At 71.4% G+C, this 23,347-nt stretch carries 22 protein-coding genes; 12 read left to right on the forward strand and 10 right to left on the reverse strand.

Annotated elements, in window-relative coordinates:
- Nucleotides 1-35: 35 nt before the first annotated feature.
- The 10 genes from ACH4XV_RS36720 to ACH4XV_RS36765 all read left to right on the forward strand — a co-directional run bounded on the left by ACH4XV_RS36720 (nucleotide 36) and on the right by ACH4XV_RS36765 (nucleotide 9,629).
- Nucleotides 36-1,835: a DUF5941 domain-containing protein gene (locus tag ACH4XV_RS36720; RefSeq protein ID WP_395796930.1), complete on the forward strand. Its 1,800-nt coding sequence runs from the start codon at nucleotides 36-38 to the stop codon at nucleotides 1,833-1,835.
- Complete coding sequence (locus ACH4XV_RS36725; protein WP_380008765.1) at nucleotides 1,832-2,599, forward strand: NTP transferase domain-containing protein; 768 nt, start codon at nucleotides 1,832-1,834, stop codon at nucleotides 2,597-2,599. The genes ACH4XV_RS36720 and ACH4XV_RS36725 overlap by 4 nt, the downstream gene beginning before the upstream one ends.
- Complete coding sequence (locus ACH4XV_RS36730) at nucleotides 2,587-3,657, forward strand: iron-containing alcohol dehydrogenase family protein (protein WP_395796932.1); 1,071 nt, start codon at nucleotides 2,587-2,589, stop codon at nucleotides 3,655-3,657. Before ACH4XV_RS36725 ends, ACH4XV_RS36730 begins: the two co-directional genes overlap by 13 nt.
- A complete protein-coding gene (locus tag ACH4XV_RS36735; RefSeq protein ID WP_395796934.1) occupies nucleotides 3,635-4,417 on the forward strand; it encodes a CDP-alcohol phosphatidyltransferase family protein in 783 nt (260 codons plus the stop codon). The genes ACH4XV_RS36730 and ACH4XV_RS36735 overlap by 23 nt, the downstream gene beginning before the upstream one ends.
- A 53-nt stretch (nucleotides 4,418-4,470) precedes the next feature.
- A complete protein-coding gene (locus ACH4XV_RS36740; RefSeq protein WP_395797067.1) occupies nucleotides 4,471-5,334 on the forward strand; it encodes a glycosyltransferase family 2 protein in 864 nt (287 codons plus the stop codon).
- 58 nt (nucleotides 5,335-5,392) lie between these two features.
- Nucleotides 5,393-6,313 carry an ABC transporter permease gene (locus tag ACH4XV_RS36745; protein WP_126636473.1) on the forward strand — a complete coding sequence of 307 codons (921 nt, stop codon included), beginning with the start codon at nucleotides 5,393-5,395 and terminating at the stop codon, nucleotides 6,311-6,313.
- A gap of 112 nt (nucleotides 6,314-6,425) precedes the next feature.
- A complete protein-coding gene (locus ACH4XV_RS36750; protein ID WP_395797069.1) occupies nucleotides 6,426-7,178 on the forward strand; it encodes an ABC transporter ATP-binding protein in 753 nt (250 codons plus the stop codon).
- A 102-nt stretch (nucleotides 7,179-7,280) separates the two neighbouring features.
- Entirely contained in the window at nucleotides 7,281-7,916 is a 636-nt protein-coding gene (locus ACH4XV_RS36755) for a phosphatase PAP2 family protein (protein WP_395796936.1), read from the forward strand.
- Nucleotides 7,917-7,944: 28 nt separating this feature from the next.
- Nucleotides 7,945-8,652 (forward strand): GntR family transcriptional regulator, encoded by a 708-nt coding sequence (locus ACH4XV_RS36760; RefSeq protein WP_395796938.1) that lies wholly within the window; start codon nucleotides 7,945-7,947, stop codon nucleotides 8,650-8,652.
- A gap of 89 nt (nucleotides 8,653-8,741) precedes the next feature.
- Complete coding sequence (locus ACH4XV_RS36765) at nucleotides 8,742-9,629, forward strand: hypothetical protein (RefSeq protein WP_395796940.1); 888 nt, start codon at nucleotides 8,742-8,744, stop codon at nucleotides 9,627-9,629.
- Between the two features lie 374 nt (nucleotides 9,630-10,003).
- Here ACH4XV_RS36765 and ACH4XV_RS36770 read toward each other — a convergent pair whose 3' ends face one another.
- Nucleotides 10,004-10,408, reverse strand: a complete 405-nt coding sequence (locus ACH4XV_RS36770) for a metal-sensitive transcriptional regulator (protein WP_395796942.1) — start codon at nucleotides 10,406-10,408, stop codon at nucleotides 10,004-10,006.
- Between the two features lie 386 nt (nucleotides 10,409-10,794).
- Between ACH4XV_RS36770 and ACH4XV_RS36775 the strand changes: the two genes are divergently transcribed.
- Together ACH4XV_RS36775 and ACH4XV_RS36780 are read left to right on the forward strand one after the other, a co-directional pair.
- A complete protein-coding gene (locus tag ACH4XV_RS36775; RefSeq protein WP_395796944.1) occupies nucleotides 10,795-11,415 on the forward strand; it encodes a DUF47 domain-containing protein in 621 nt (206 codons plus the stop codon).
- Between the two features lie 4 nt (nucleotides 11,416-11,419).
- The gene (locus ACH4XV_RS36780; protein WP_380008791.1) at nucleotides 11,420-12,415 is read left to right on the forward strand and encodes an anion permease; all 996 of its coding nucleotides are present in this window, start codon (nucleotides 11,420-11,422) and stop codon (nucleotides 12,413-12,415) included.
- A gap of 193 nt (nucleotides 12,416-12,608) precedes the next feature.
- Here ACH4XV_RS36780 and pstB read toward each other — a convergent pair whose 3' ends face one another.
- The 9 genes from pstB to ACH4XV_RS36825 all read right to left on the reverse strand — a co-directional run bounded on the left by pstB (nucleotide 12,609) and on the right by ACH4XV_RS36825 (nucleotide 23,098).
- Nucleotides 12,609-13,385 carry a phosphate ABC transporter ATP-binding protein PstB gene (gene pstB, locus ACH4XV_RS36785; protein WP_078976006.1) on the reverse strand — a complete coding sequence of 259 codons (777 nt, stop codon included), beginning with the start codon at nucleotides 13,383-13,385 and terminating at the stop codon, nucleotides 12,609-12,611.
- Between the two features lie 65 nt (nucleotides 13,386-13,450).
- On the reverse strand, nucleotides 13,451-14,560 hold the full coding sequence (gene pstA, locus ACH4XV_RS36790) for a phosphate ABC transporter permease PstA (protein WP_395796946.1): 1,110 nt from the start codon (nucleotides 14,558-14,560) through the stop codon (nucleotides 13,451-13,453).
- Nucleotides 14,557-15,552: a phosphate ABC transporter permease subunit PstC gene (gene pstC / locus ACH4XV_RS36795; RefSeq protein ID WP_395796948.1), complete on the reverse strand. Its 996-nt coding sequence runs from the start codon at nucleotides 15,550-15,552 to the stop codon at nucleotides 14,557-14,559. The genes pstA and pstC overlap by 4 nt, the downstream gene beginning before the upstream one ends.
- A gap of 37 nt (nucleotides 15,553-15,589) precedes the next feature.
- Entirely contained in the window at nucleotides 15,590-16,735 is a 1,146-nt protein-coding gene (gene pstS / locus ACH4XV_RS36800; RefSeq protein ID WP_395796950.1) for a phosphate ABC transporter substrate-binding protein PstS, read from the reverse strand.
- Nucleotides 16,736-17,024: 289 nt separating this feature from the next.
- Nucleotides 17,025-17,837 carry an NUDIX hydrolase gene (locus ACH4XV_RS36805; protein ID WP_395796952.1) on the reverse strand — a complete coding sequence of 271 codons (813 nt, stop codon included), beginning with the start codon at nucleotides 17,835-17,837 and terminating at the stop codon, nucleotides 17,025-17,027.
- Complete coding sequence (locus ACH4XV_RS36810) at nucleotides 17,830-18,822, reverse strand: CHAD domain-containing protein (RefSeq protein ID WP_395796954.1); 993 nt, start codon at nucleotides 18,820-18,822, stop codon at nucleotides 17,830-17,832. The genes ACH4XV_RS36805 and ACH4XV_RS36810 overlap by 8 nt, the downstream gene beginning before the upstream one ends.
- On the reverse strand, nucleotides 18,809-20,983 hold the full coding sequence (locus ACH4XV_RS36815; RefSeq protein ID WP_395796956.1) for an RNA degradosome polyphosphate kinase: 2,175 nt from the start codon (nucleotides 20,981-20,983) through the stop codon (nucleotides 18,809-18,811). Before ACH4XV_RS36815 ends, ACH4XV_RS36810 begins: the two co-directional genes overlap by 14 nt.
- A gap of 84 nt (nucleotides 20,984-21,067) precedes the next feature.
- Nucleotides 21,068-22,009, reverse strand: coding sequence for a mycothiol synthase (mshD, locus tag ACH4XV_RS36820; RefSeq protein ID WP_395796958.1), 942 nt, complete (start codon nucleotides 22,007-22,009; stop codon nucleotides 21,068-21,070).
- A 69-nt stretch (nucleotides 22,010-22,078) separates the two neighbouring features.
- Nucleotides 22,079-23,098: a LacI family DNA-binding transcriptional regulator gene (locus ACH4XV_RS36825; RefSeq protein ID WP_078976000.1), complete on the reverse strand. Its 1,020-nt coding sequence runs from the start codon at nucleotides 23,096-23,098 to the stop codon at nucleotides 22,079-22,081.
- Nucleotides 23,099-23,347 lie beyond the last annotated feature (249 nt).

Here is a 23,347-nt window from a genome sequence, read left to right on the forward strand (position 1 = left end):
CGCTGCTCGCCGAGTTGTCGGCGCTCGATCGCACTGTGCCGGAGATCGAGGTGGCGGCCCCTGACGCGCTGCGGGCCGCGTTGGCCGCGGGGGAGGACCGGATCACCCTCGTCGACGCGCGGTTCGTCGGCCACCGGCACGCGCTGCGCCTGGTGATCGCCGACACCCGCTTCCCGGCCGCACACGTACCCGGCGTGCTCGCCGTCGAGGGCGAGGCCAGGGCCGAGGCGGCCCGGATCGCGGCCGGCCTCGACCGGCCCGCCGCCGACGACTGCGTGCCCGACCTGATCGCCGAGCGGCTGGCCGCGGCGGGTGTCTCGGCGCGCGAGGTCCCGCTGGGCGAACTGGTCGCCGAGGTGCCGCGCGACGAGGACGCGCGCGTCCGGGCGGTGTCCGCGGTGGCCGCGGTCGACGACGAGCGCATCCGGCTCACCTCGGCGGTCAAGGCGCGGGACGGTTTCTTCACCACGTTCGCGGTCAGCACCTGGTCGCGCTACCTGGCCCGCTGGTGCGCGCGCCGGGGCCTGACGCCCAATCAGGTCACCGTCGCCTCGTTGTTCGTCGCGCTCGCCGCGGCGGCGGGCGCGGCCACCGGCACCCGCGCCGGCTACATCGGCGCGGCCCTGGGCCTGTACTTCTCCTTCGTGCTCGACTGCACCGACGGCCAACTCGCCCGCTACGCGGTGAGCTATTCGCGGATCGGCTCGTGGCTGGACGCCACCTTCGACCGGGCCAAGGAGTACGCCGTCTACGCGGGCCTGGCGCTCGGCGCCGCCCGGCACGACGACGACGTGTGGACCCTCGCGCTGGTCGCGATGGTGGTGATGACCACCCGGCACATCGTCGACTTCGCGTTCAACGAGACCCGGCGCGGCATTGGTGGTGGAGACCAGGACGACGCAGCGAACGCCGACGGCGGCGCGGGCGCCAAACTGTCCGGCAAGCTGAACGCGGTCGGCTGGACCGTGTGGGCCCGGCGGATGATCATCCTGCCGATCGGCGAGCGCTGGGCCCTGATCGCCGTGCTCACCGCGACCACGACGCCGCGGATCACCTTCGTCGTGCTGATCACCGGCTGCGTGCTCGCCGCCTGCTACACCTCGCTCGGCCGCGTCCTGCGCTCGCTGCCGCGCCGCACGCCGGCCGCCGCGCAGGTCGGCGAGCACCTGGCCGCGCTCGCCGACAGCGGCCCGCTCGCCGAACTCGTCGCCCGGCTGCGGCTGCGCGTGCCCGCCCCCGCGGCCGCGCTCCTGGGCACCGCCGCCCTGCTCGCCGTGCTGCTCGCGGGCGGCGCGGGCGAGTGGTGGGGCCTGGCCGGCGCGGGCGCCTACGCGCTGTGCGCCGGGGTCGCGATCGGCCGCCCGCTGGTGCGCCGGCTCGACTGGGTGGTGCCGCCGATCTTCCGGGCCGCCGAATACGCCGCGATCACCGTCCTGGCCGCGCAGGTGGTGCCCACCGCGGTGGCCGCGGCATTCGGTTTGGTCGCGGCCACCGCCTACCATCACTACGACACGGTGTATCGCCTGCGCGGCGGCTACGGGGCCCCGCCCCGGGCGCTGGTGTGGGCGGTGCTCGGTCACGAGGGACGTGTGCTCTTGGTGACCGTGCTGGCCGCGGCGGGTTCGGACACCCTGCGCACCGGTCTGATCGTCACGGCCGGCGTGTTGGCGGCGATCGTGCTCGCCGAGAGTGTCGCCTTCTGGGTGCGCGGCGCGCGCCCGGACATCGACGACGCCACCCCGGTGGGCCCCGCCCCCTCGGCCTCCACACCGTCGTACCGCCCCCTGGAGGCCGTCGTCGCGGCGGCCCCCGATCGAACTGGAGACCTTTCATGATCGGCCTCGTTCTCGCAGCCGGCGCCGGCCGCCGGCTGCGCCCGCACACCGACACGCTGCCCAAGGCCCTGGTGCCGGTGGGCGCGCCCGGTGCGCCGGACAGCGAGCGGTCGATCCTGGAGGTCACGCTCTCCCACTACGCCGCGGTCGGCCTGACCGAGGCCGCGATCGTGATCGGCTACTGCGGCGACGCGATCCGCGAGCGGCAGGACCTGCTGGAGCGCCGGTACGGCCTCAAGCTGCACCTGGTCGACAACGACAAGGCCGAGGAGTGGAACAACGCCTACTCGCTGTGGTGCGCCCGCGACCACCTCGCCGACGGTGTACTGCTCGCCAACGGCGACACGCTGCACCCCCTCTCGGTACAGGAGACCATGCTGGCCGCGCGGGGCGGCGACAAGGGCATCATCCTGGCCCTGGACACCGCCAAGCCGCTCGCCGACGAGGAGATGAAGGTCACCCTCGGCGACGACGGCCGGATGCGCCGGATCACCAAACTGATGGACCCGGCCGAGGCGGCCGGCGAGTACATCGGCGTCACGCTGATCGAGGGCCACGCCGCGCCCGCGCTGGTCGACGCGCTCCGGGCCACCTTCGAACGCGACCCGCAGCTGTACTACGAGGACGGCTACCAGGAACTGGTGAACCGCGGCGGCCGGGTCGACGTGCAGCCGATCGGCGCGCCCGACATCCGGGTGCCGTGGACCGAGATCGACACCACCGAGGACCTGACGGTCGCCCGGGAGATCGCGTGCCGGTACTGACCCGACTGGTCCCCACACCGCTCACCGTCGACATTCGCGCGGGCGCGGTCGCCGACCTGGCCGGCATCCTGGCCGACCGTCGGGTCTCCACCTCGGGCCGGATCGCGGTCGTGGTCAGCGAGGGCTCCGGCGCCGGGCTGCGCGAGCGGTTCGCCCCGCAACTGCCGGGCGCCGAGTGGTATTCGGTGGGCGGCGGCACGCTGACCGCGGCGGTCGACCTGGCCGACCGCATGCGCGGCGGGGCCTACGACGCGGTGGTCGGCCTCGGCGGCGGCCGGGTCCTGGACGCCACCAAATACGCCGCCGCGCGCGTGGGCCTGCCCATGGTCGCGGTAGCCACCAACCTCGCCCACGACGGCATCGCCTCGCCGGTGAGCATCCTCGACAACGACGCGGGCCGCGGCTCCTACGGCGTGCCCACGCCGATCGCGCTGGTGGTCGACCTGGACCTGATCCGCGCCGCGCCGCAGCGCTTCGTGCGCTCCGGCATCGGCGAGTCGTTGTCGAACCTGTGCGCGGTGGCCGACTGGGAGCTGTCCCACCGGGTGACCGGCGAGCCGTTGGACGGCCTCGCGGTCGCGCTGGCCCGCACCTCCGGCGACTCGATGCTGCACCGCCCGGGCGGCATCGAGGACGACGACTTCCTCGTCGCGCTGACCGAGGGCCTGGTGCTCTCCGGCATCGCGATGTCGGTGGCCGGCACCACCCGCCCGTGCAGCGGGGCCTGCCACGAGATCTCGCACGCCATCGACCTGCTCTACGGCGAGCGCGACGGCCACGACGGGCTGCACGGCGAACAGGTCGGCCTGGGCGCCGCGTTCGCCACCCACCTGCGCGGTGACAAGGCGCTGACCAGGCTCTTGACGAGCGCCCTCGAGCGGCACAAGCTGCCGGTCGTGCCGGAGCATCTCGGCCTGACCATCGACGAGTTCACGGCGGTGGTGACTCACGCGCCGCAGACCCGCCCGGGACGTTTCACCATCCTCGAACATCTCGACCTCGACCACGACGCCATCCGGGATTCGGTGACCGAATATGTCCACACCTACGGCGGCTGAGCTTCGCTCGGTCGTACACCCCGAGGGTCTGCTCGACCGGCGCAGTGGCGAACACTGGGCCGGGCGCATCTACATGCGCCGGATCTCCCTCCAGGTGACCCGACGCATCGTCGGGACCCGGGTGACGCCCAACGGGCTCACCTACATGATGATCCTCGCGGGCATCGCCGCCGGCGCCGCGCTGATCCTGCCCGGGATCGCCGGACCGCTCGCCGCGCTGATCCTGGTGCAGCTCTACCTGCTGCTCGACTGCGTCGACGGCGAGGTGGCCCGCTGGCGCCGGCAGACCTCGGTCACCGGGGTCTACCTCGACCGGGTCGGCCACTACCTGTCCGAGGCCGCGCTGCTCTCCGGCGCCGGCCTGCACGCGGCGGGCGTCCTGGACGGCGGCGGCTTCAACGGTTACGCCACGCTCGGCGTGGTCGCGGCCCTGGGCGCGATCCTGATCAAGTCCGAGACCGACCTGGTCGACGGCGCCCGCGCGAAGAGCGGCCTGCCGCCCGTCCAGGACGCCGCCGCCGTACCGCGCTCCTCGGGCGCGGCGAGTGCGCGCAAGATCGTCGCCTCGCTCAAGTTCCACCGTCTGGTCGGCGCCGTCGAGGCGTCGATCTTCCTGCTTCTGGCGGGCGCGCTCGACCTGGTGGCCGACGACGGCGGCCTGCTCTACAGCCGGATCGCGGTCAGCGCGCTGGCCGCCATCGCCCTCCTGCAGACCGTGCTGCACCTGGTCAGCGTGCTCATGTCGAGCAGGCTCCGGTGACCGCCGAGGCTGCCGAGGGGCAGCGGGCCGACGGCGGCGCCGACGCCGAACACATGGTGCTCGGCGCGGTGGTGCTGACCATGGGCGACCGCCCACGGGAGCTGGAGCGCCTGCTGCGCTCGGTCGCCGACCAGGACGGCGAGCGGATGGCGGTGGTCGTGGTCGCCAACGGCGGGCCGCTGCCGGAGCTGCCCGAGGGTGCGGTGGGCATCGCCCTGCCGAAGAACGTGGGCATCCCCGCCGGCCGCAACGTCGGCGCCGAGGGCCTGCCCGCCGACACCGACGTGGTGCTCTTCCTCGACGACGACGGCCGGCTCGGCGGCACCGACGCCGGCCGCCTGCTGCGCGAGGCGTTCGCGGCCAACCCGCGCCTGGGCATCGTCTCCTTCCGGATCGTGGACCCGGAGAGCGGCGAGACCCAGCGCCGGCACGTGCCCCGGATCCGGGTCGGCGACCCGCTGTGCTCGGGCCCGGTGACGACGTTCCTGGGCGGCGCCAGCGCGGTGCGCGCGGCGGTGCTGCGCGAGGTCGGCGGGCTGCCCGACGACTTCTTCTACGCACACGAGGAGACCGATCTGGCCTGGCGCGCGCTCGACGCGGGCTGGGAGATCGAGTATCGCGCCGACATCGTGCTCGAGCACCCCAAGACCAGCCCGGCCCGGCACGCGGCCTTCTTCCGGATGAACGCGCGCAACCGCGTCTACCTGGCCCGACGCAATCTGCCCTGGCCGATCGTGCCCGCCTACCTGGGCACCTGGGTGGTACTCACGGCCGCCCGTCGCCCGTCCAAGGAAAACGCCAAGGCCTGGGCGGCCGGCTTCCGCGAGGGCTGGCGGACCCCCGCCGGCCCGCGTCGACCGATGTCCTGGCGAACGGTCTGGCGGATGACCAGGCTCGGCCGTCCGCCCGTGATCTGACAGGCTGGAATTCCCCGTACCGTATCGATTTCGACCCGACGCACATGAAAGTGTCAACGTGGCCAACAGCGTGCAGGCCGACACCCTTAGCCCACAGGGGACGTCGGCACCCCCCGGTTCCAGCGAACCACTGGCGGACCTCGCCGCCCGCTACAAGCTGACGGTCAGTGGTGCCCGCCCCGGGCTGTTCGCGTACAGCGGGCAGCTCTGGGCCCGGCGCCACTTCATCGTGGCCTTCGCCAACGCCAAGACCCGGGCCACCTACAGCACGGCCAAGCTCGGCCAGGTGTGGCAGGTGCTCACGCCGCTGATGAACGCGGCCGTGTACTACCTGATCTTCGGCTACCTGGTGCAGACAAAGGAGGGCATCGACAACTACGTCGCCTTCCTGGTCACCGGCGTCTTCGTGTTCACCTTCACGCAGAGCGCGGTGCTCGCGGGCAGCCGGGCGATCAGCGATCAGCTCAATCTGATCCGGGCACTGCACTTCCCCCGCGCGTGCCTGCCGATCTCGTTCACCATCGTGCAGCTCCAGCAGCTGCTGTTCTCGATGGTCGTGCTGTGCGCGATCGTGCTGGGCACCGGTGAGCCGCTCACCCTGAAGTGGCTCCTGGTGGTGCCCGCGCTGGTGCTGCAGTTCGTCTTCAACGTCGGCCTGAGCCTGGTCCTGGCCCGGATCGGCGCGGTGCTGGTGGACATCAAGCAGCTCCTGCCGTTCGTGCTGCGCACCTGGCTGTACCTCAGCGGCGTGTTCTACAGCCTGGACTCCTACACCGACAAGGCGCCCGGCTGGGTGGCCCGGGTGCTGGAGGCGAACCCGGGAGCGGTCTACATCGAGGTGATCCGCGACTCGCTCATCGACAGCCACCACACGCTCCCGCTGCACGTGTGGGGTTACGCGGTGGGCTGGGCGCTGGTGATGGGCATCGGCGGATACGTGTACTTCTGGAAGGCGGAAGAGAGGTACGGCAGTGGCTGAGCAGCCCGCGATCATGAGTTTGGCCGAGGCCGGCGCGACGTCCGGCGCGAAGTCCGAGGTCGACGTGCCCGAGCAAAGTGCCGCGCAGCCGGCGCAGCAGCCGCAGGAGGAGATGCCGCCGACCGTGGTGGTCGACGACGTGCACCTGATCTACCGGGTGCACGGCGCCGCCGCGGGCAAGGGCAGCGCCACCTCCGCGCTGTCCCGGCTCGCGCTGCGCAAGAAGGCGGCGGGCATCACCGAGGTGCACGCCGTGCGCGGCGTCAGCTTCGTCGCCTACAAGGGCCAGGCGATCGGCCTGATCGGGCGCAACGGTTCGGGCAAGAGCACGATCCTGCGCTGCATCGCCGGCCTGCTGCCGCCCACCACCGGCAAGATCTACAGCGACGGCCAGCCGTCGCTCCTGGGCGTCAACGCCGCGATGATGAACGACCTCACCGGTGAGCGGAACATCATCCTGGGCTGCCTGGCGATGGGCATGACCCAGCGCGAGGCCGACGCCAAGTACGACGACATCGCCACGTTCTCCGGGCTGAACAACTACAACGGCAAGGACTTCCTCAGGCTGCCCATGCGGACCTACTCGTCCGGCATGGCCTCCCGCCTGCGGTTCTCCATCGCGGCCGCCCGTACGCACGACGTACTGATGATCGACGAGGCGCTGGCCACCGGCGACCGCGATTTCCAGCTCAAGAGCGAGGCGCGGATCCGCCGGCTCCGTGAGGAGGCGGGCACGGTGTTCCTGGTCAGCCACAGCATGAAGTCGATCCGGGACACCTGCGATCGGGTCATCTGGCTCGACCAGGGCGTGATCAAGATGGACGGCCCGACGACGGAGGTCGTCGACGCCTACGAGGGCAAGTAGCACCCGGCCCCACATGGGCCGAGGCGGCACCGGCACCACGGCGGCAACGTCGGCACGACACGCACCACAAGCACCACAAGCACCACGCAAAGGGGTTCACCGGTGTCCTTGCAGGTCCTGGCGGAGAGTACCGACGACAACCTCGACATCGAGGTCCTGCGGGACGTCAACGGACTCACCGAACACACCTCCTGGGCGCACGGCGGCATGGAGTTCATGGGCGAGTACGGCATGTTCGCCGTACTCGCCGTGCTCGGCCTGCTCACGTGGTGGCGGGTACGCTCCCGGCCGGACCACGTGGCGGCCGTGGCCGGCCTCGTGTGGGCCCCGCTCGCGGCCCTGGTGGCGGAGCTGGCGAACGCGCCGCTGCGCGACTGGGTGGACCGGCCGCGCCCCTTCCTGAGCCACGACGGGCTGCACGTGCTCGTGCAGGGCAAGACCGACCCGTCCTTCGCCTCCGACCACGCGCTGACCACGATGGCGCTAGCGGTCGGGATCCTGCTGGTGGACCGCCGGATCGGTGTGCTCGCGGTGCTCGCCGCGGTGTTCACCGGCTTCGCCCGGCTCTATGTGGGGGTGCACTACCCGACCGACGTGCTCGCCGGATTCGCGCTCGGCGCGCTGGTCGCGCTGGTCGGCTCGATGTTCGTCGGCCGCCTCCTGGAACCGGTGGTGCGGATGGTCGAACGCGGACCGCTGCGGCCACTGGTCACGGCCGAGCCGCGTGCGGCGGGATGACGGCGGCGCGGCCGAGGGGGCGGACACGATGGGCAACGACACCGAGGGCGGCCGGGACGCGGGCCGACTGGGCGAGCGGCTGAGCCTGCGCGAACAGGTCGCGCGGGCGATCCGGGCGGCGCTGGTGACCGGCCGGATGAAGCCGGGGGTGGTCTACTCGGCGCCCGCGCTGGCCGGCCGGTTCGGGGTGTCCGCCACGCCGGTGCGCGAGGCACTGCTCGACCTGGCCAAGGACGGCCTGGTCGAACCGGTCCGCAACAAGGGCTTCCGGGTGCGCACGATGTGCGCCGCGGACCTGGCCGATGTGCACGACCTGCGCGAACTCCTGGAGATACCGACCGTCGCCCGGCTCGCCCGGGACGGCTGCGCGGACGAGATGCCGCGCCTGCGCGCGCTGGTCGACGACATCGCCGACGCGCCGGCGCGGGCCGACGCGGCGGACCTCGTGGACGCCGAGGACCGCTTCCACGCGCACCTGCTCGGCCTGGCCAAGAACGCGCGCCTGGTCAAGGTGGTCGCCGAGCTGCGGGCCCAGGCCCGGCTGTACGGTCCGCGCCCGGAGGAGGACGCGGCCGAACACGGCTCGATCGCCGCCGAGCTGCACCGATTGCTCGACCTGATCGAGGCCCGCGACGCGGCGGGCGCCGAGGAACTGACCCGCCGCCGGCTGGCCCGATCGCGCCCGTCCGCCCTCGCGGACGCCCCCGCCGCCCCGGTATCCCCCGAACGGCCGTAACCCGGCGTCGCCTCGCTCGTTGTCCCGTCGAGCCGACGCCGCGTGGCCGGCCGTCACGCGAGGATTCCGAGCATCCGGGAGAACCCCACATGTTGGTCCGCACCGCGCTCACGGGTGCCTGTTGCGCCCTGGTCCTGGCCGGGGTCGCCGGTTGTCAGGGCGACGACGTGCAACCGCAGGGAGCGCAGGTCAAGGGCAGTGGCGGGGCCGCGAGCGGCGGCCCGTCGGACGCGGTCGCCGCCGTGCGCAAGGCGGCCGACGTCACCACCGGCGCGAAGAGTTCGCGCACCCGCACCACGATGACGATGCAGAGCGACAACCGGGTCGTGAAGCTCACCGGCCAGGGCATGTTCGACTATGTCCGGCACATCGGTTCGCTCACGGTGGACGCGCCCAAGGACTCCGGCATCGCCGGGCCGCTCCAGGAGATCCTGACCCCCGACGCGCTCTACATGAAGAACGGCTCGCCCGGCATCCCCAAGGACAAGTGGGTGCGCCTCGCGATCGACGGGCTGGCCGACGGCAACCTGGTCAGCGGCGGCGGCACCGACCCCGGGACGTCCTTCGAGATACTGCGTGGGGTCAACGACGACGTGGTCCTGGTGGGCACCGAGAAGCTGGGCCCGGACACCGTGCGGCACTACAAGGGCACTTTGGACATCCGCAAGGCGCACGACCTGACCGCGCCGGAGGTGCGCGGCCCGTTGGCCGCCGCGCTGAAGACCTTCGACGGCGCGCCGATCCCGTTCGACGCCTACCTCGACGACGCCGGTCGACTGCGCAGGGTCGAGGAGTCGTTCGTGTTCGTGATGGGTCCGGACGAGGCCAAGTCCGCGCCGACGACGAAGGTGCTCTCCGCCGCGGAGCTGTACGACTTCGGCGTCGTGGTCGACGTCAAGCCGCCCGAGGCCAAGGACCTCTACGTGACGCCGGCTCCGCCCGCCGCCCCACCGAGCACCCCGGCGAAACGCGGTTAGACCCGGCGATCGGCCGGACCGGGCCTTCGCCCGGTCCGCCGGACGGCCCCGGTTCACCTCCGCGGCGCCGTTCCGGGCGGTTCCCAAATGACCCAGGCGTGTCATGGTCGCGCCGAGGAGCCGCCCCTACGCTGGATGGGCCGAAGGACCGTCCGAGGCGTGCCGCGAGGAGGCGATGGGAGTGTCACGATTCTCCGATCGCCGCGTGCACGACCACGTCGTCCTCGACGAGATCGAGCTCTACGGGGACCTGATGATCGCGGCCTCGGCAAGCGAGGGCCCGCTCACCCAGGCGCAGATCGACGCCGTGCTCGGCCTGGTCGGCGGCCGGGGGTCGGGCGCGCACGGCAGGGCCGGCCCCCGTCGCCGCGGCCTCAGGAGCGCACCAGGCGTGCGATCGCCTGGGACGCCTCCTTGACCTTCTCGTCCGCCTCCGGACCGCCCTTCTCCACCGCGTTCGCCACGCAGTGCCCGAGGTGTTCCTCCAGCAGGCTGAGGGCGAAGGACTGCAGCGCCTTGGTCGCCGCCGAGACCTGGGTGAGGATGTCGATGCAGTATTCGTCCTCGGAGACCATGCGCTGCAACCCGCGGATCTGCCCCTCGACCCGACGCAGCCGCTTCAGGTGCTCGTCCTTGCGCCCGCTGTAGCCGTGTCCCGACGCGCCGTGTCCCGAGGTTTCGTGCCCCGATGCGCCGGATGTCGCCTTCGTGTCCGGCGTCTGCGGATCCTGTTCCACCGTCGTCTCCCGTGTCCGTGCGGCCGTTTCCCAGCTGTCCATGGCCCGATCGGGTGACCGTCCACGTCTTCGAATTTACCCCCGGGGGGTATATCCGGCAAGCGCTCCGATCGCCCCGCCCACGGCCGACCGGCTCCGGCGGGCGTCGTGCCGGCCGATCCCCGGATTCGGTTCGTGTGATGTGGGCGACATGGATCGAGGGTAGGGCGCTCTGTCATTCGAATGGTGCGCGGACCCATACTCTGGCCGTGTGACGGGCGTCCTCGACGGCGGAACGGGCGGTTCCGCATGCCCGTTCGTCGCTGTGCGCGTGTGTCTCATTACCGCCGGGTACGGTCGGGGCTCGCGTCGACTCCCCGGTTTGCGTGCAGGACCGCAAGAGCGCCTAGCATCGACGCCGACCACCTTCATTATCCCGGAGACCTCAAGTGCGATTGCGTCTGACCCCCAGGGAGACGAGCTTCTACGACATGTTCGCCGCAGCGGCGAGCAACCTGGTCACCGCATCCAAGCTCCTGACGGAGTTGCTCGGCGCAGAGGTCTCCGCTCGTCCGGAGATCGCCGAACGGATGCGCGCGGCCGAGCATGCCGGTGACGACACCACGCATGCGATCATGCGCCAGCTCAACGCCTCCTTCATCACGCCGTTCGACCGCGAGGACATCTACGCGCTCGCCTCGCAACTCGACGACGTCATGGACTACATGGAAGAGGCGGTCGACATGGTCGTGCTCTACCAGCTCGACGAACTCCCGCCCCAGGTCGCGGACCAGATCGAGGTGCTCGTGCGGGCCTCGGAGCTGACCGCCGAGGCGATGCCGCGGCTGCGCACGATGAAGGACCTGACCGAGTACTGGATCGAGATCAACCGACTCGAGAACCAGGCCGACCAGATCCACCGCAAGTTGCTGGCGCACCTGTTCAGCGGGGCGTACGACGCGCTGACCGTGCTCAAGCTCAAGGGCATCGTCGACGTGCTCGAAGAGGCCGCCGACGGGTTCGAGCACGTGGCGAACACGGTCGAGACGATCGCCGTCAAGGAGTCCTGACCCAGTGGAACTCACTGGTCTGATCATCGTCATCGGCGTCGCGCTCTTCTTCACCTACACCAACGGCTTCCACGACTCGGCCAACGCCATCGCCACCTCGGTGTCCACCCGGGCACTGACCCCGCGGGCGGCGCTGGCCATGGCCGCGGTGATGAACCTCGCCGGCGCCTTCCTCGGCGAAGGCGTCGCGAAGACCGTCAGCGAAGGGCTGATCTCCACCCCCGAGGGCCATCAAGGTCTGGTCATCCTGTTCGCGGCGCTGGTCGGCGCGATCTTCTGGAATCTGCTGACCTGGTACTTCGGACTGCCCTCGTCCTCGTCGCACGCGCTGTTCGGCGGCCTCGTCGGCGCCGCGCTCGCGGGCTCCAGCACCGTCTACTGGGACGGCGTGCTGGAAAAGGTCGTCATCCCGATGTTCCTGTCGCCGGTGGTCGGTCTGGTGGCCGGCTATCTGGTGATGGTCGGGATCATATGGCTGTTCCGCAGGGCCAATCCGCACAAGGCCAAGCGCGGATTCCGGCTCGCGCAGACCGTCTCGGCGGCCGGCATGGCGCTCGGGCACGGCATCCAGGACGCCCAGAAGACCATGGGCATCGTGGTGATGGCGCTGGTGATCAGCGGCCACCACGAGGGCGACGGCATTCCGGTGTGGGTCAAGCTCGCCTGTGCCATCACGCTCTCGGCCGGCACCTACGCGGGCGGGTGGCGCATCATGCGCACCCTCGGTCGCAAGATCATCGAGCTGGACCCGCCGCAGGGCTTCGCCGCCGAGACCACGGCCGCGTCGATCCTGTACACCACGGCCTACGTCTTCAAGGCGCCGATCTCCACCACGCACATCATCACCTCGGCGATCATGGGCGTGGGCGCGACCAAGCGGGTCAAGGCGGTGCGCTGGGGTGTCGCCAAGAACATCCTGATCGGCTGGTTCACCACGATGCCGGCCGCGGGTCTGGTCGCGGCGGGTACCTACTGGATCGCCCATCTGATCGTGGGTTGACCCGGGGGCCGCGCGCCGCGCGCGTAATGCAGGACGCACGCGGCATCCGGCACGGACGGTACGGATGTCACAGCCGGCACGGTTGGCACAGGTGTCGCATAACGGACGAGAGGGCCCGCACCGAATCCGGTGCGGGCCCTCTCGCGTGTCCATGTCGGCGGTCCGTCGACTCGTCGCTCGGTGCGTCGATCCGTCAGCCGAACCGGCCGGCGATGTAGTCGGCGGTGGATTCCTCGGTCGGCGCGGAGAAGATCGTCTCGGTGTCGCCGATCTCCACCAGCTTGCCGGGCTGACCCGGACCGGCCAGGTTGAAGAACGCGGTCTTGTCCGAGACGCGGGCCGCCTGCTGCATGTTGTGCGTCACGATCACGATCGTGTAGCGCTCCTTGAGCAGCGCGATCAGGTCCTCGATCGCCAGCGTGGAGATCGGGTCCAGGGCCGAGCACGGCTCGTCCATCAGCAGCACCTGCGGCTCGACCGCGATCGCGCGCGCGATGCACAGTCGCTGCTGCTGGCCACCGGACAGGCCCGCGCCGGGCTTGTTCAGCCGGTCCTTGACCTCGGTCCACAGGTTGGCGCCGCGCAGCGACCGCTCGACGATCGCGTCCAGGTCGCCCTTGCGCTTGATCCCGGCGAGCTTGAGCCCGGCCGCGACGTTGTCGTAGATCGACATGGTCGGGAAGGGGTTGGGCCGCTGGAACACCATGCCGACCGTGCGGCGCACCGCCACCGGGTCGATGTCGCTGCCGTACAGGTCCTGCCCGTCGAGCGCGACCGAGCCGTCCACGGAGGCGCCCGGGATCAGCTCGTGCATGCGGTTCAGGGTGCGGATGAAGGTGGACTTGCCGCAGCCGGAGGGACCGATGAAGGCCGTGACCGAACGCGGCTCCATGGTCATCGAGATGTCCTCGACGGCCTTGTGCGAGCCGTAGTAGGCGTTGAGTCCGGCAACTTCGATGCGCTTGGTCATTCCTGCCTCTGGATCGGTGCGGATGTCGGTGCCGCGGTCGGCCGTACGGGTCCTCGTCGTGGCCTTCATCGGCCCGCCTTCGGTGCCTTCCAGCGGGCGATCAGCCGCGCCGCCAGGTTGAGGATCATCACGATGAGGATCAGCGTGAGTGCCGCGGCCCAGGCCCGTTCCTCGGCGAACTTGTTGCCGGCGTGGTTCTGGTCGAACACGTACAGCGGCAGCGCCGATTGCCACCCCGAGAAGGGGTCGGTGTTGATCGACTGGGTGAGCCCGACGAGCAGCAGCAACGGGGCGGTCTCGCCGATCACGCGGGCGATGGAGAGCATCACGCCGGTGACGATGCCGCCGAACGCGGTGGGCAGCACGACCTTGAGCACGGTGCGCCACTTCGGGATGCCGAGCGCCAGGCTGGCCTCGCGCAACTCGTTCGGGACGAGCTTGAGCATCTCCTCGGCGGAGCGCACCACCGTCGGCAACATCAGGATCATCAGCGCCAGCGACCCGGCGAAGCCGGAGGCCTCGAAGCCGAGCATCAGGATCCAGAAGGCGTAGATGAACAGACCCGCGACGATCGACGGCAGACCCGTCATCACGTCGACGAAGAAGGTCACCGTCTTGGCCAGCCGGCCGCGCCCGTACTCGACCAGGTAGATCGCGGTGAGCAGACCGATCGGGACCGCGATCAGGGTGGCCAGGCCGACCTGCTCCAGGGTGCCGATGATCGCGTGGTAGACGCCGCCGGTGTCGTCCCGGGCGCCCACGCCGCGCATCGAGTGGGACAGGAAGTACGGGGTGAGCTTGTCGATGCCGCGCTGGATCGTGTAGCCGAGCAGCGAGACCAGCGGCAGCACGGCGAGCACGAACGTGGTGGAGATCAGGCTGGTGGCGAACCGGTCCCGGGCCCGACGGGCGTCCTCGAAGCGCCACGAGACGGCGGAGAGCGCGACGATGAAGATCACGCCGGCGAGGAAGACCGCGAGCGCCCAGTTGTCCAGGGTCAGCTTGAACACGATCGTCAGCAGCACGCCGCCGCCGGCGATCGCCCACGGCACCTGACGCGGCAGGGTCCGCCGGGTCAGCGACGCCACGCGCGGATCGGCCGGACCCCCGCGACCGCTCTCGGCCGCGTCCGTACCGATGCCCGGGCGCTTGTCGCCCGTGTCCAGGACGGTCATGAGTTCGCTCCAGAGAACGCCTTGCGCCGGTTGATGACGACGCGCGCGGCGCCGTTGACGAGCAGCGTCATGATGAACAGGACCAGACCGGAGGCGATCAGCGCGCCGCGGCCGATGTCGTTGGATTCGCCGAACTGGTTCGCGATGTTCGCCGCGATCGTGGTGTTGCCCGGGTCCAGGATGTGGATCGAGAGGTCGAAGCTGGGCGAGAGCACCATCGCGACCGCGATGGTCTCGCCGACCGCGCGGCCGAGGCCGAGCATCGACGCGCTGATGATGCCGGGCTTGCCGTAGGGCAGCACCGCGACCCGGATCATCTCCCAGCGGGTGGCGCCGAGCGCGAGCGCGGCCTCCTCGTGGGCCCGGGGCACCTGGAGGAAGACCTCACGGGTGACCGCGGCGATGATCGGCAGGATCATGATGGCCAGCACGATGCCGACGGTGAACAGCGTGCGGGCGGTGGCGCCCGGCTGCTCCTTGTTGAAAATCGGGATCCAGCCGAGGTAGTCGGCCAGCCAGGTGTGCAGTCCGAGGAGCTTGGGGGCCAGGAAGATGTAGCCCCACAGGCCGTAGACCACGCTGGGCACCGCGGCCAGCAGGTCGACGATGTAACCGAGCGTCTGGGCGATCCGCCGGGGTGCGTAGTGCGTGATGAACAGCGCCACCCCCACCGCGACCGGCACCGCGATGACCATCGCGATGGTGGCGCTGACAACCGTGCCGAACACCAGGGTGACGACGCCGAACGCGGGCTTGGCCACGTTCGGGTCCCAACCCTGGTCGGTCAGGAAGCTGCCCTGGTTCTTCGACAGTGCGTCCGTCGCCTTGACCACGAGGAAGATCGCGATCGCGGCCATGATGGCGAGCAGGCTGATGCCGGCGCCGCGGGCGGCACCGGAGAAGATCCGGTCGCCTGGTCGGACCTTGACGCGCTTGGCCGCGGGGGCCTTGCGCTCGGGGTCCGCCGGTGCGGTGGGGGTGGTGGTGGACATCTCTCTCCGTACGAGTCGGTCGCTCAGCGGGCTCGGACTAGGACAGACCGGCCACGGCGGCGCGGACCTTGTCCGCGACGGTCGTCGGGAGCGGCGCGTAGCCGATGCCCGCGAGGACCTTCTGGCCTTCGGCGCTGGAGGTGTAGGTGAGGAAGGACTTCATCAGCGGGAGCTTGTCCGCCGCGGTGCCCTTCTCGCAGACGATCTCGTAGGTCACCAGGATGATCGGGTAGGCGCCCTCGGCCTTGGTCGCGTAGTCGACCGACAGCTTCAGGTCGTTGCCCTCGCCCGCGATCTTGGCCGCCTCGACGGCCTTGCCCGCGGCCTCGGGGGTGAGCTTGACCGGAGCCGACGCGCCCGTGTTGATCGCGGCGATGTTCAGGCCGGCGTTCTCCGCGTAGGACTGCTCCACGTAGGTGATCGCGCCCTGCGTCGACTTCACGATCTGCGCGACGCCCTCGCTGCCCTTGGCGCCCTGGCCGCCCGGGGCCTTCCAGTCCTGGGCCGAGTCGAAGGTCCAGTCGGCGCCGGCGGCGGCCTTGAGGTACTTGGTGAAGTTCTCGGTGGTGCCGGACGCCTCGGACCGGTGCACGGGCTGGATCGCGGTGCCGGGCAGCTGCGCGTTCGGGTTCAGCGCCTTGATCTCGGCGGCGTCCCACTTGGTGATCTTGCCGGAGAAGATGCCGGCGATCGTCTTCGCGTCCAGGACGAGGTCCTTGGCGCCGGAGACGTTGTACGCGACCGCGATCGGGCCGGTCACCATCGGGAGGTTGATCGCCTGGCCCGGCGCGCACGCGGCGGCGGCCTTGGCGACCTCTTCCGGCTTGAGCGCCGAGTCGGAGCCCGCGAAGGTGACCTGCTTGTCGAAGAACGACTGGCGGCCGGTGCCCGAACCCGAGGACGCGTAGTCGATCGTGGCACCCGAACACTTGGCCTGGTACGCCTTGATCCACTCGTCCATCGCGTTCTTCTGCGCGCTGGAGCCGGCGGCGGCGAGCTTGCCGGTGCCGCAGTCACCCTTGGGGGCCTCCGCGCCGGGGGCGGACGCAGCCTTCGTGGACGACTTCTTGTCGTCACCCGAGCTGTTGTCGTCGGAGCCACACGCGGCCAGCGTGAGCGCGCCGGCGAGTGCCAGGCCGGTGAAGCCGATACCGCGACGGACACTGCGGGGCCGAATGGTCACGGCGCTCCCTTTCGATCGAACTCTGCTCGTGGTCGCGACGACCCGAGCGGTCGCCGTCATGCACGAAGTTAGGCCGTGTGAATGAAGCGATCCGCCGCGGAAAGTGAACCGAGGGTGAACTCGAACGGTCGAGTCAGATAAGCCGACCGCTGGATGAATTGTCCGCTCATGTAGCCATTTACCACCCGCGAACTGCGGCTTTAGGGTGACGCCCGAGCGACGTTCATCCCGCGTTCAGATGGACGCCGAGTTACGTTCGGTAAACCGTGATCACGGCTTGACCAAGCGCTCAGCTTCCCGTCGGATAGGGGGCGTATCGGCCCACGGCCACCACCCGCCCCGCCCACGTGTGCAACACGGCGAATTCGCCGGGCAACAACGGCTCCGCCGGCAGCCGGGGCGAACCGGCCCCGGAGGCGATCGCCGGCAGGTCCGGGACGGGCGTACACAGCAGCGCGGGCCGACCCGCGCGCACCGCCTCGGCGGGCGACACGGCGGCCGTGCGCACCCGCGCCCCGGCCGCCGCCACATACGGCGCCACCGTCGCCGCGGCGTCCGGCTCCGCGCACCCGTACACCTCGACCGGCGCGAACGCGGCCAGCATCGGCACCAAGTCCGGGGCGAACGCCGGGCCCGCGCGCAACACCACGACCGGCACCGTCGCCGGCGGCGGCCCGGTGCGAAACGCCTCGGTCAACGACGCGGTGTAGTCCGGCGTCCCACTGCGCTCCGCGGCCTCCTCCGGCGCGCCCCACCACATCCGGTCCACCTCGTGATTGGGGGTGAACCCGCCCGACACCGCCTCCGCCACCCAGTAGCGGTTGATCTTGATCCGGTCGCGCGAGCGCATCGGATAGCTGCGCACCCCCAACTCCCGGCCCAGCACGGCCCGGAAACCGGTCTCCTCGGCGATCTCGCGCACCGCGGCCACCACCGCGGGCTCACCGGGCTCCAGCTTGCCCTTGGGGAAGGACCAGTCGTCGTAGCGCGGCCGGTGCACCAGCCCCACCTGCGTCCCGTCGGGGGTGCGCCGCCACAACACCCCACCCGCGGCGAGCACCGGATCGTGCGCGGGCTCCGCCGCCCCGGGCGGGTCATCCATCGAGCCACGACCTGACGTCGTGCGCGTAGGCTCCGGGCCAGACCCGGGTGAACGCGTGGCGCTGCGCCGTCGCCGCCCACCGCTCGCGGGCGTACAACTCGCCGAGCACGAACGAGGCGGGCCCGCCGATCCGGGGCGTGGCCGCCAGCTCGGCCACCGCGCCGGCCGCGATGCACGCGTCCTGGTGGATGCCCAGGACCTCGGTGACCGCCTTGAGCCGCCGGGCCAGCCGGGCGGCGGGCGCGCCGAACGCGGGCACGCACATGTCGGCGGCGTAGCGGGCCCGCTTGGCCAGGATCCGCACCCGGTGCCACGCCTCGTCGTCGGTGCCCGCGTACGGCGAGAAGCCGGGGGTGTCCACGGGATCCGGATACGGCACCCCCGCCGCGACCAGCGGCAGCGCGTCGGCGGCCCGGTCGAGTCGGCGCAGCGTGCGGGCCACCAGCTTCGGCACCACCTCGGTGCCCGGGTCCGCCGCCCGCTCGGTGAAGGTCAGCCCCAGGGCCGGCTCCACCAGTTCGGCGGACAGCGTGGTGAACAGTCCCGAGTCGAGCGCGGCCAGCGCCCGCGCCCGTCCGGAGCCCAGATCGCCGCGCAGTCGACGCCCGACCAGCGCCCGGGCCCGGACCGTCCCCGGGCGCTCGGGCAGCGCGTCCAGGTCCGCGAGCAGCCGTTCGAGCAATACCTCGGAGTCGCGCTCGCCGGCCAGCGCGTCCGCGGCCTGGCGCAGCCGGGTGCGCAGGCGGCCGGCGGGCTCCGGGTCGAGCAGCGGCGCGCAGGTGGCCAGCGCGCTGCGGATGCGTCTGGCGGCCACTCGCGCCTGGTGCGCGGCGTCCTCCTCGCCCGCGCCCAGGCGGGGCAGCTGGTCGATGAACGCGCCCGCCTCGCCGACCAGATGGGCGAGCAGGATCTCGCCGGCGGAGGTGTCCTCGGCCGCCGCACGCGGTCGGGGAATGGTCGTCGCCTGCTTGCTACTCCGGCCCACGTCTGCGCCTCCGGGTCTCGATGAGGTGCTCCTGCACGTCGCGAAGCCGGGTGCCGTCGGCCGCCGTCGCGTGCCTGGTCCAGGTACCGTCCCGGTCGAGGTGCCAGGACGCGGTCTCCGCGCTCATCCCCAGGTCCATGAAGGACGTCATCTCGTCGCGGTGTCGATCGCCGCGCAGCCGCACCGCCGCCTCGACCCTGCGGTCGAGATTGCGGTGCATCAGGTCGGCGCTGCCGATCCACACCTCGGGCTCGCCGCCGCCGGCGAAGACCCACACCCTCGAGTGTTCCAAAAATCGGCCGAGAATACTGCGCACTCGGATGGTCTCGGACAACCCGGGAACGCCCGGCCGCAGCGCGCAGATGCCCCGGATCCACAGGTCCACCGGGACGCCCGCCTGCGAGGCGCGGTACAGCGCGTCGATCACCAGCTCGTCCACCAGCGAGTTGGACTTCAGCCGAACGTAGGCGGGCAGGCCCGCCTCGTGGTTGGCCACCTCTCGCTCTATCCGCTCGACCAGTCCGTTGCGCAGCGAGTGCGGCGCGACCAGCAGGCGCCGGAACGACTGCGCGCGCGAGTAGCCGGAGAGCCGGTTGAACAGGTTCGACATGTCCTCGCCGACCTGCGGGTCGGCGGTCAGCAGGCCCAGGTCCTCGTACAGGCGGGCGGTCTTGGGGTTGTAGTTGCCGGTGCCGATGTGGCAGTAGCGGCGCAGCGCGTCGCCCTCCTGGCGCACCACCAGGCACAGCTTGGAGTGCGTCTTCAGGCCCACCACGCCGTGCACGACATGGCAGCCGGCCTGCTCCAGCTTGCGCGCCCAGGTGATGTTGGCGTGCTCGTCGAAGCGGGCCTTGAGCTCGACCAGGACCAGTACCTGCTTGCCCGATTCGGCCGCGTCCACCAGCGCGTCCACGATCGGCGAGTCGCCCGAGGTGCGGTACAGGGTCTGCTTGATCGCGAGCACGTTCGGATCGGCCGCGGCCTGCTCCAGGAAGGCCTGGACCGACGTCGCGAACGAGTCGTAGGGGTGGTGCACCAGGATGTCGCGCTTGCGCATCGCGGCGAACACGTCGGCGGCCTGCGCGGTCTCCACCTCGGCCAGGTCGCGGTGGGTGCCGGCGACGAAGCGGCCGAACTTCAGCTCCGGCCGGTCCAGGTCGGCGATCGCGTGCAGCCCGGTCAGGTCCAGCGGCCCCGGCAGCGGGTAGACCTCCTTCTCGCCCACGCCCAACTCGCGCACCAGCAGGTCGAGCACGTGCGGGTCGATGGTCTCCTCGACCTCCAGGCGCACCGGCGGGCCGAACCGGCGGCGCATCAGCTCCCGCTCCAGCGCCTGGAGCAGGTTCTCCGCGTCGTCCTCCTCCACCTCCAGGTCCTCGTTGCGGGTGACCCGGAACGCGTGGTGGCCGAGCACGTCCATGCCCGGGAACAGATCGCCCAGGAACTCGGCGATCACCTCCTCCAGCGGCACGAAGCGGGCCGGCGAGGTCTCCACGAAGCGCGGCAGCAGCGGCGGCACCTTGACCCGGGCGAAGTGCTCGTTGCCCGAGCGCGGGTTGCGCACGATCACGGCCAGGTTCAGCGACAGGCCGGAGATGTACGGGAAGGGGTGTGCCGGGTCGACCGCCAACGGGGTGAGCACCGGGAAGACCCGCTCGCGAAAGAGCGCGTAGAGCGACTGCCGCTCGCCGTCGGTGAGGTCGTCGAAGCGCAGCAGCTGGATGTCGGCCTCGCCCAGCGCGGGCAGCACGTCGTGGTGGAAGCAGGTGGAGTGGCGGGCCATCAGCGCGCGGCTGCGCGACCAGATGTTCTCCAGCACCTCGCGCGGCTGGAGTCCGCTCGCCGCGCGTACGGCCAGGCCGGTGGCGATCCGGCGCTTGAGGCCGGCCACCCGGACCATGAAGAACTCGTCGAGGTTGGACGCGAAGATGGCCAGATATCGAGCCCGCTCCAGGAGCGGGGTGCTCGGATCCTCGGCGAGTTCGAGCACCCGCTCGTTGAACGCCAGCCAGCTGCCCTCGCGGTCCAGGAACCGGTCCGGGGGCAGCTCGGACTCCGCGTGCACCGCAGCCGCGGTGACGGCGGTGCCGCCGTTCTTCGCCGGCGGCACGGCCACGGTGAGGTGTCGGGAGGTTCGTGCGGCGGGAGTCTCGGCGTTCATCAGACCATTGTCTTTTCGCGACGGTCTATGTGCACCTGTACGAAGGCGACCCGAAACAGTTGTTCGCCAGGTTTCACACGGTGTTCAACGTCGGTACATCACATCGACTGTATGCACGCGAAAGCCCAAACGGGTATAGACCTTGACCGCCGGCTCGTTGTCCGCGTCCACATACAGCAGTGTTTCGGCGAGCGGCACGCCGTCGACGGTGCGCTCGGCCAGGTGTCGCAGGCCCACCGCGGTCAGCAGCGCGCCCAGGCCGCGACCCTGCGCGGCGGGGTCGACGCCGACCACGTACACCTCGCCCAGCGGCCCCGAATCCGCCGTCGCGGGGTGCGTCTTCGTCCAGTGGAAGCCGAGCAATTCGCCGGAGTTCGCGTCCTCGGCGAGGAAGAAGCCGGCCGGGTCGAACCACGGCTCGGCGAACCGCCGGGTCAGATCCTCGGCCGTCCACGCGCCCTGCTCGGGGTGGTGGGCGAACGCCTTCGCGTTCAGCGCGAGCCAGGCCCGGTCGTCCACCCCCGGGCGGAAGGTGCGCAGCCGCACGTCGGCGGGCGTGGCGACCTCGGGCACCGGGGTGTCGGCCACCCGGCGCATCTGCCACAGCTCGCGGAACGCGGTGAAGTCCAGCGCCTCGGCCAGGCGCCCGGCCGCCGGCAGCTTGCCGTGCGCCCACACCCGCAACCGGCCCCGCTCGTCGACCCGCGCGGCCTCGGCGAGCACGGCTTCGAGCAGCGCCCGACCCAGGCCCGCGTCGCGCGCGGCCGGCACCACGAACAGTTCGGCGGCGGGCCCGTCCACCGGGTCCGCGCCGTCGAGGTGCGCGAAGCCGACGATCCCGGAGGCGTCGCGGGCCAGCAGCTCGCGCGCCGAGGGCGCGCCGTGGCGCAGCTCGAGGCGGGACTGCTCGGACAACGGCGCCGCGCCGTCGACGCCGGCCGCCGCCTCCGCCAGGGCCAGTACGGCGGCGGCGTCATCCGCCGAGGCCCGATTCACCGTCTCGATCGACACATCCGCGAGGTCCATGACCTCCACGGTACTGAGCGACGCCGGGAGGCGTCCCGGGGCCGTCGGCCGCGGCCGGGCCCGGGACGGTCAGCCGCAGCCGCAGCTGCGCCGGACCACCAACGTGGACGGGAAGGTACGCACCCGCGGGTCCCCGGCGGCGGCCGGTTCGCGCTCCAGGGCCAGCTCCACCGCGGCGCGGGCCATGCCCGGCCGGTCGGAGGTGACCGTGGTCAGCGGCGGGTCGGCGATGGCCGCCTCGGCGATGTCGTCGAAGCCGACCACCGCGAGGTCGTCCGGCACCCGCAGGCCCACCTCGCGCGCCGCGTGCAGCACGCCCATCGCCTGGTCGTCGGTCGAGCAGAACAGCGCCCGGGGCCGGTCCGGCCCGGACAGCAGGGACAGCGCGACCTGGTAGGCGCCGAAGCGGCCGAACGGCGCCTCGTGCAGCAGTCCCTCGGTGGGCAGACCGCGCTCGGCCAGCGCCCGCCGCCAGCCGGTGACGTGGTCGGTGACCGGGTCGCCGGAGTCGGGGGTGGTGGGCGGCCCGCCGAGGCAGTCCACCCGGGTGAAGCCGTGCGTGTCCACCAGGTGTCGGACCGCCGTGTAGGCGCCCTGGACGTCGTCCAGGATGACCGCGTCGCCGCCCAGCGCGTCGGGTTGGCGGTGCATCAGCACCACCCGCACGTCGCGGGTGGCGATCTCGCGCGCGGCGCGCTCGGAGGGGCCCTGGCTGACCAGCACGAGACCGGACACCTGCATGCCGAGGAACGCGCGCACGTAATGCAGTTCGCGGTCGTCCTCGTAGTCGGAGTTGCCGATCAACACCAGCCGGCCCTGCTCGAACGCGGCCTGCTCGACGGTGTGCGCGAGCTCGGCGAAGAACGGCTGCCGGGCGTCGGGCAGCACCAATCCGATCAGGTTCGTACGGCGGCTGGCCATCGCCTGGGCCACGCTGTCGGGGCGGTAGCCGAGCTTGTCTATGGCCGCGAGCACTCGCTCGCGCGTGGCCGGAGCGACCGGGCGCGGGCCGTTGTTGACGACGTAGGAGACCACCGCGGTGGAGGTCCCCGCGAGGCGGGCGACGTCGTCGCGGGTCACTTTGGGCACGCGGTCATTGTAGGGACGGGGACCGGCGCGGCTCACGGGAGTTCACAACCTGGACGCGGGGACGGGGCGGTCCTCCGCGTTCTTCCGGATAAGTCTGTTTTGTGGGCATGGGCGCCGGATGTTCCGCCGCGTCGGCCGACTGGGCGGGGTTCACTTGCCGACTCCGGCAGCCGGCGGTCGCCGAAGGCCGCTCGCCCGGGTGCGCGGACACGGGTCGTTCGGGTGTGCGGGCTCACACCCGCTCGGCGA

This window comes from Embleya sp. NPDC020630 (genome assembly GCF_044334985.1).
GTDB lineage: Bacteria > Actinomycetota > Actinomycetes > Streptomycetales > Streptomycetaceae > Embleya.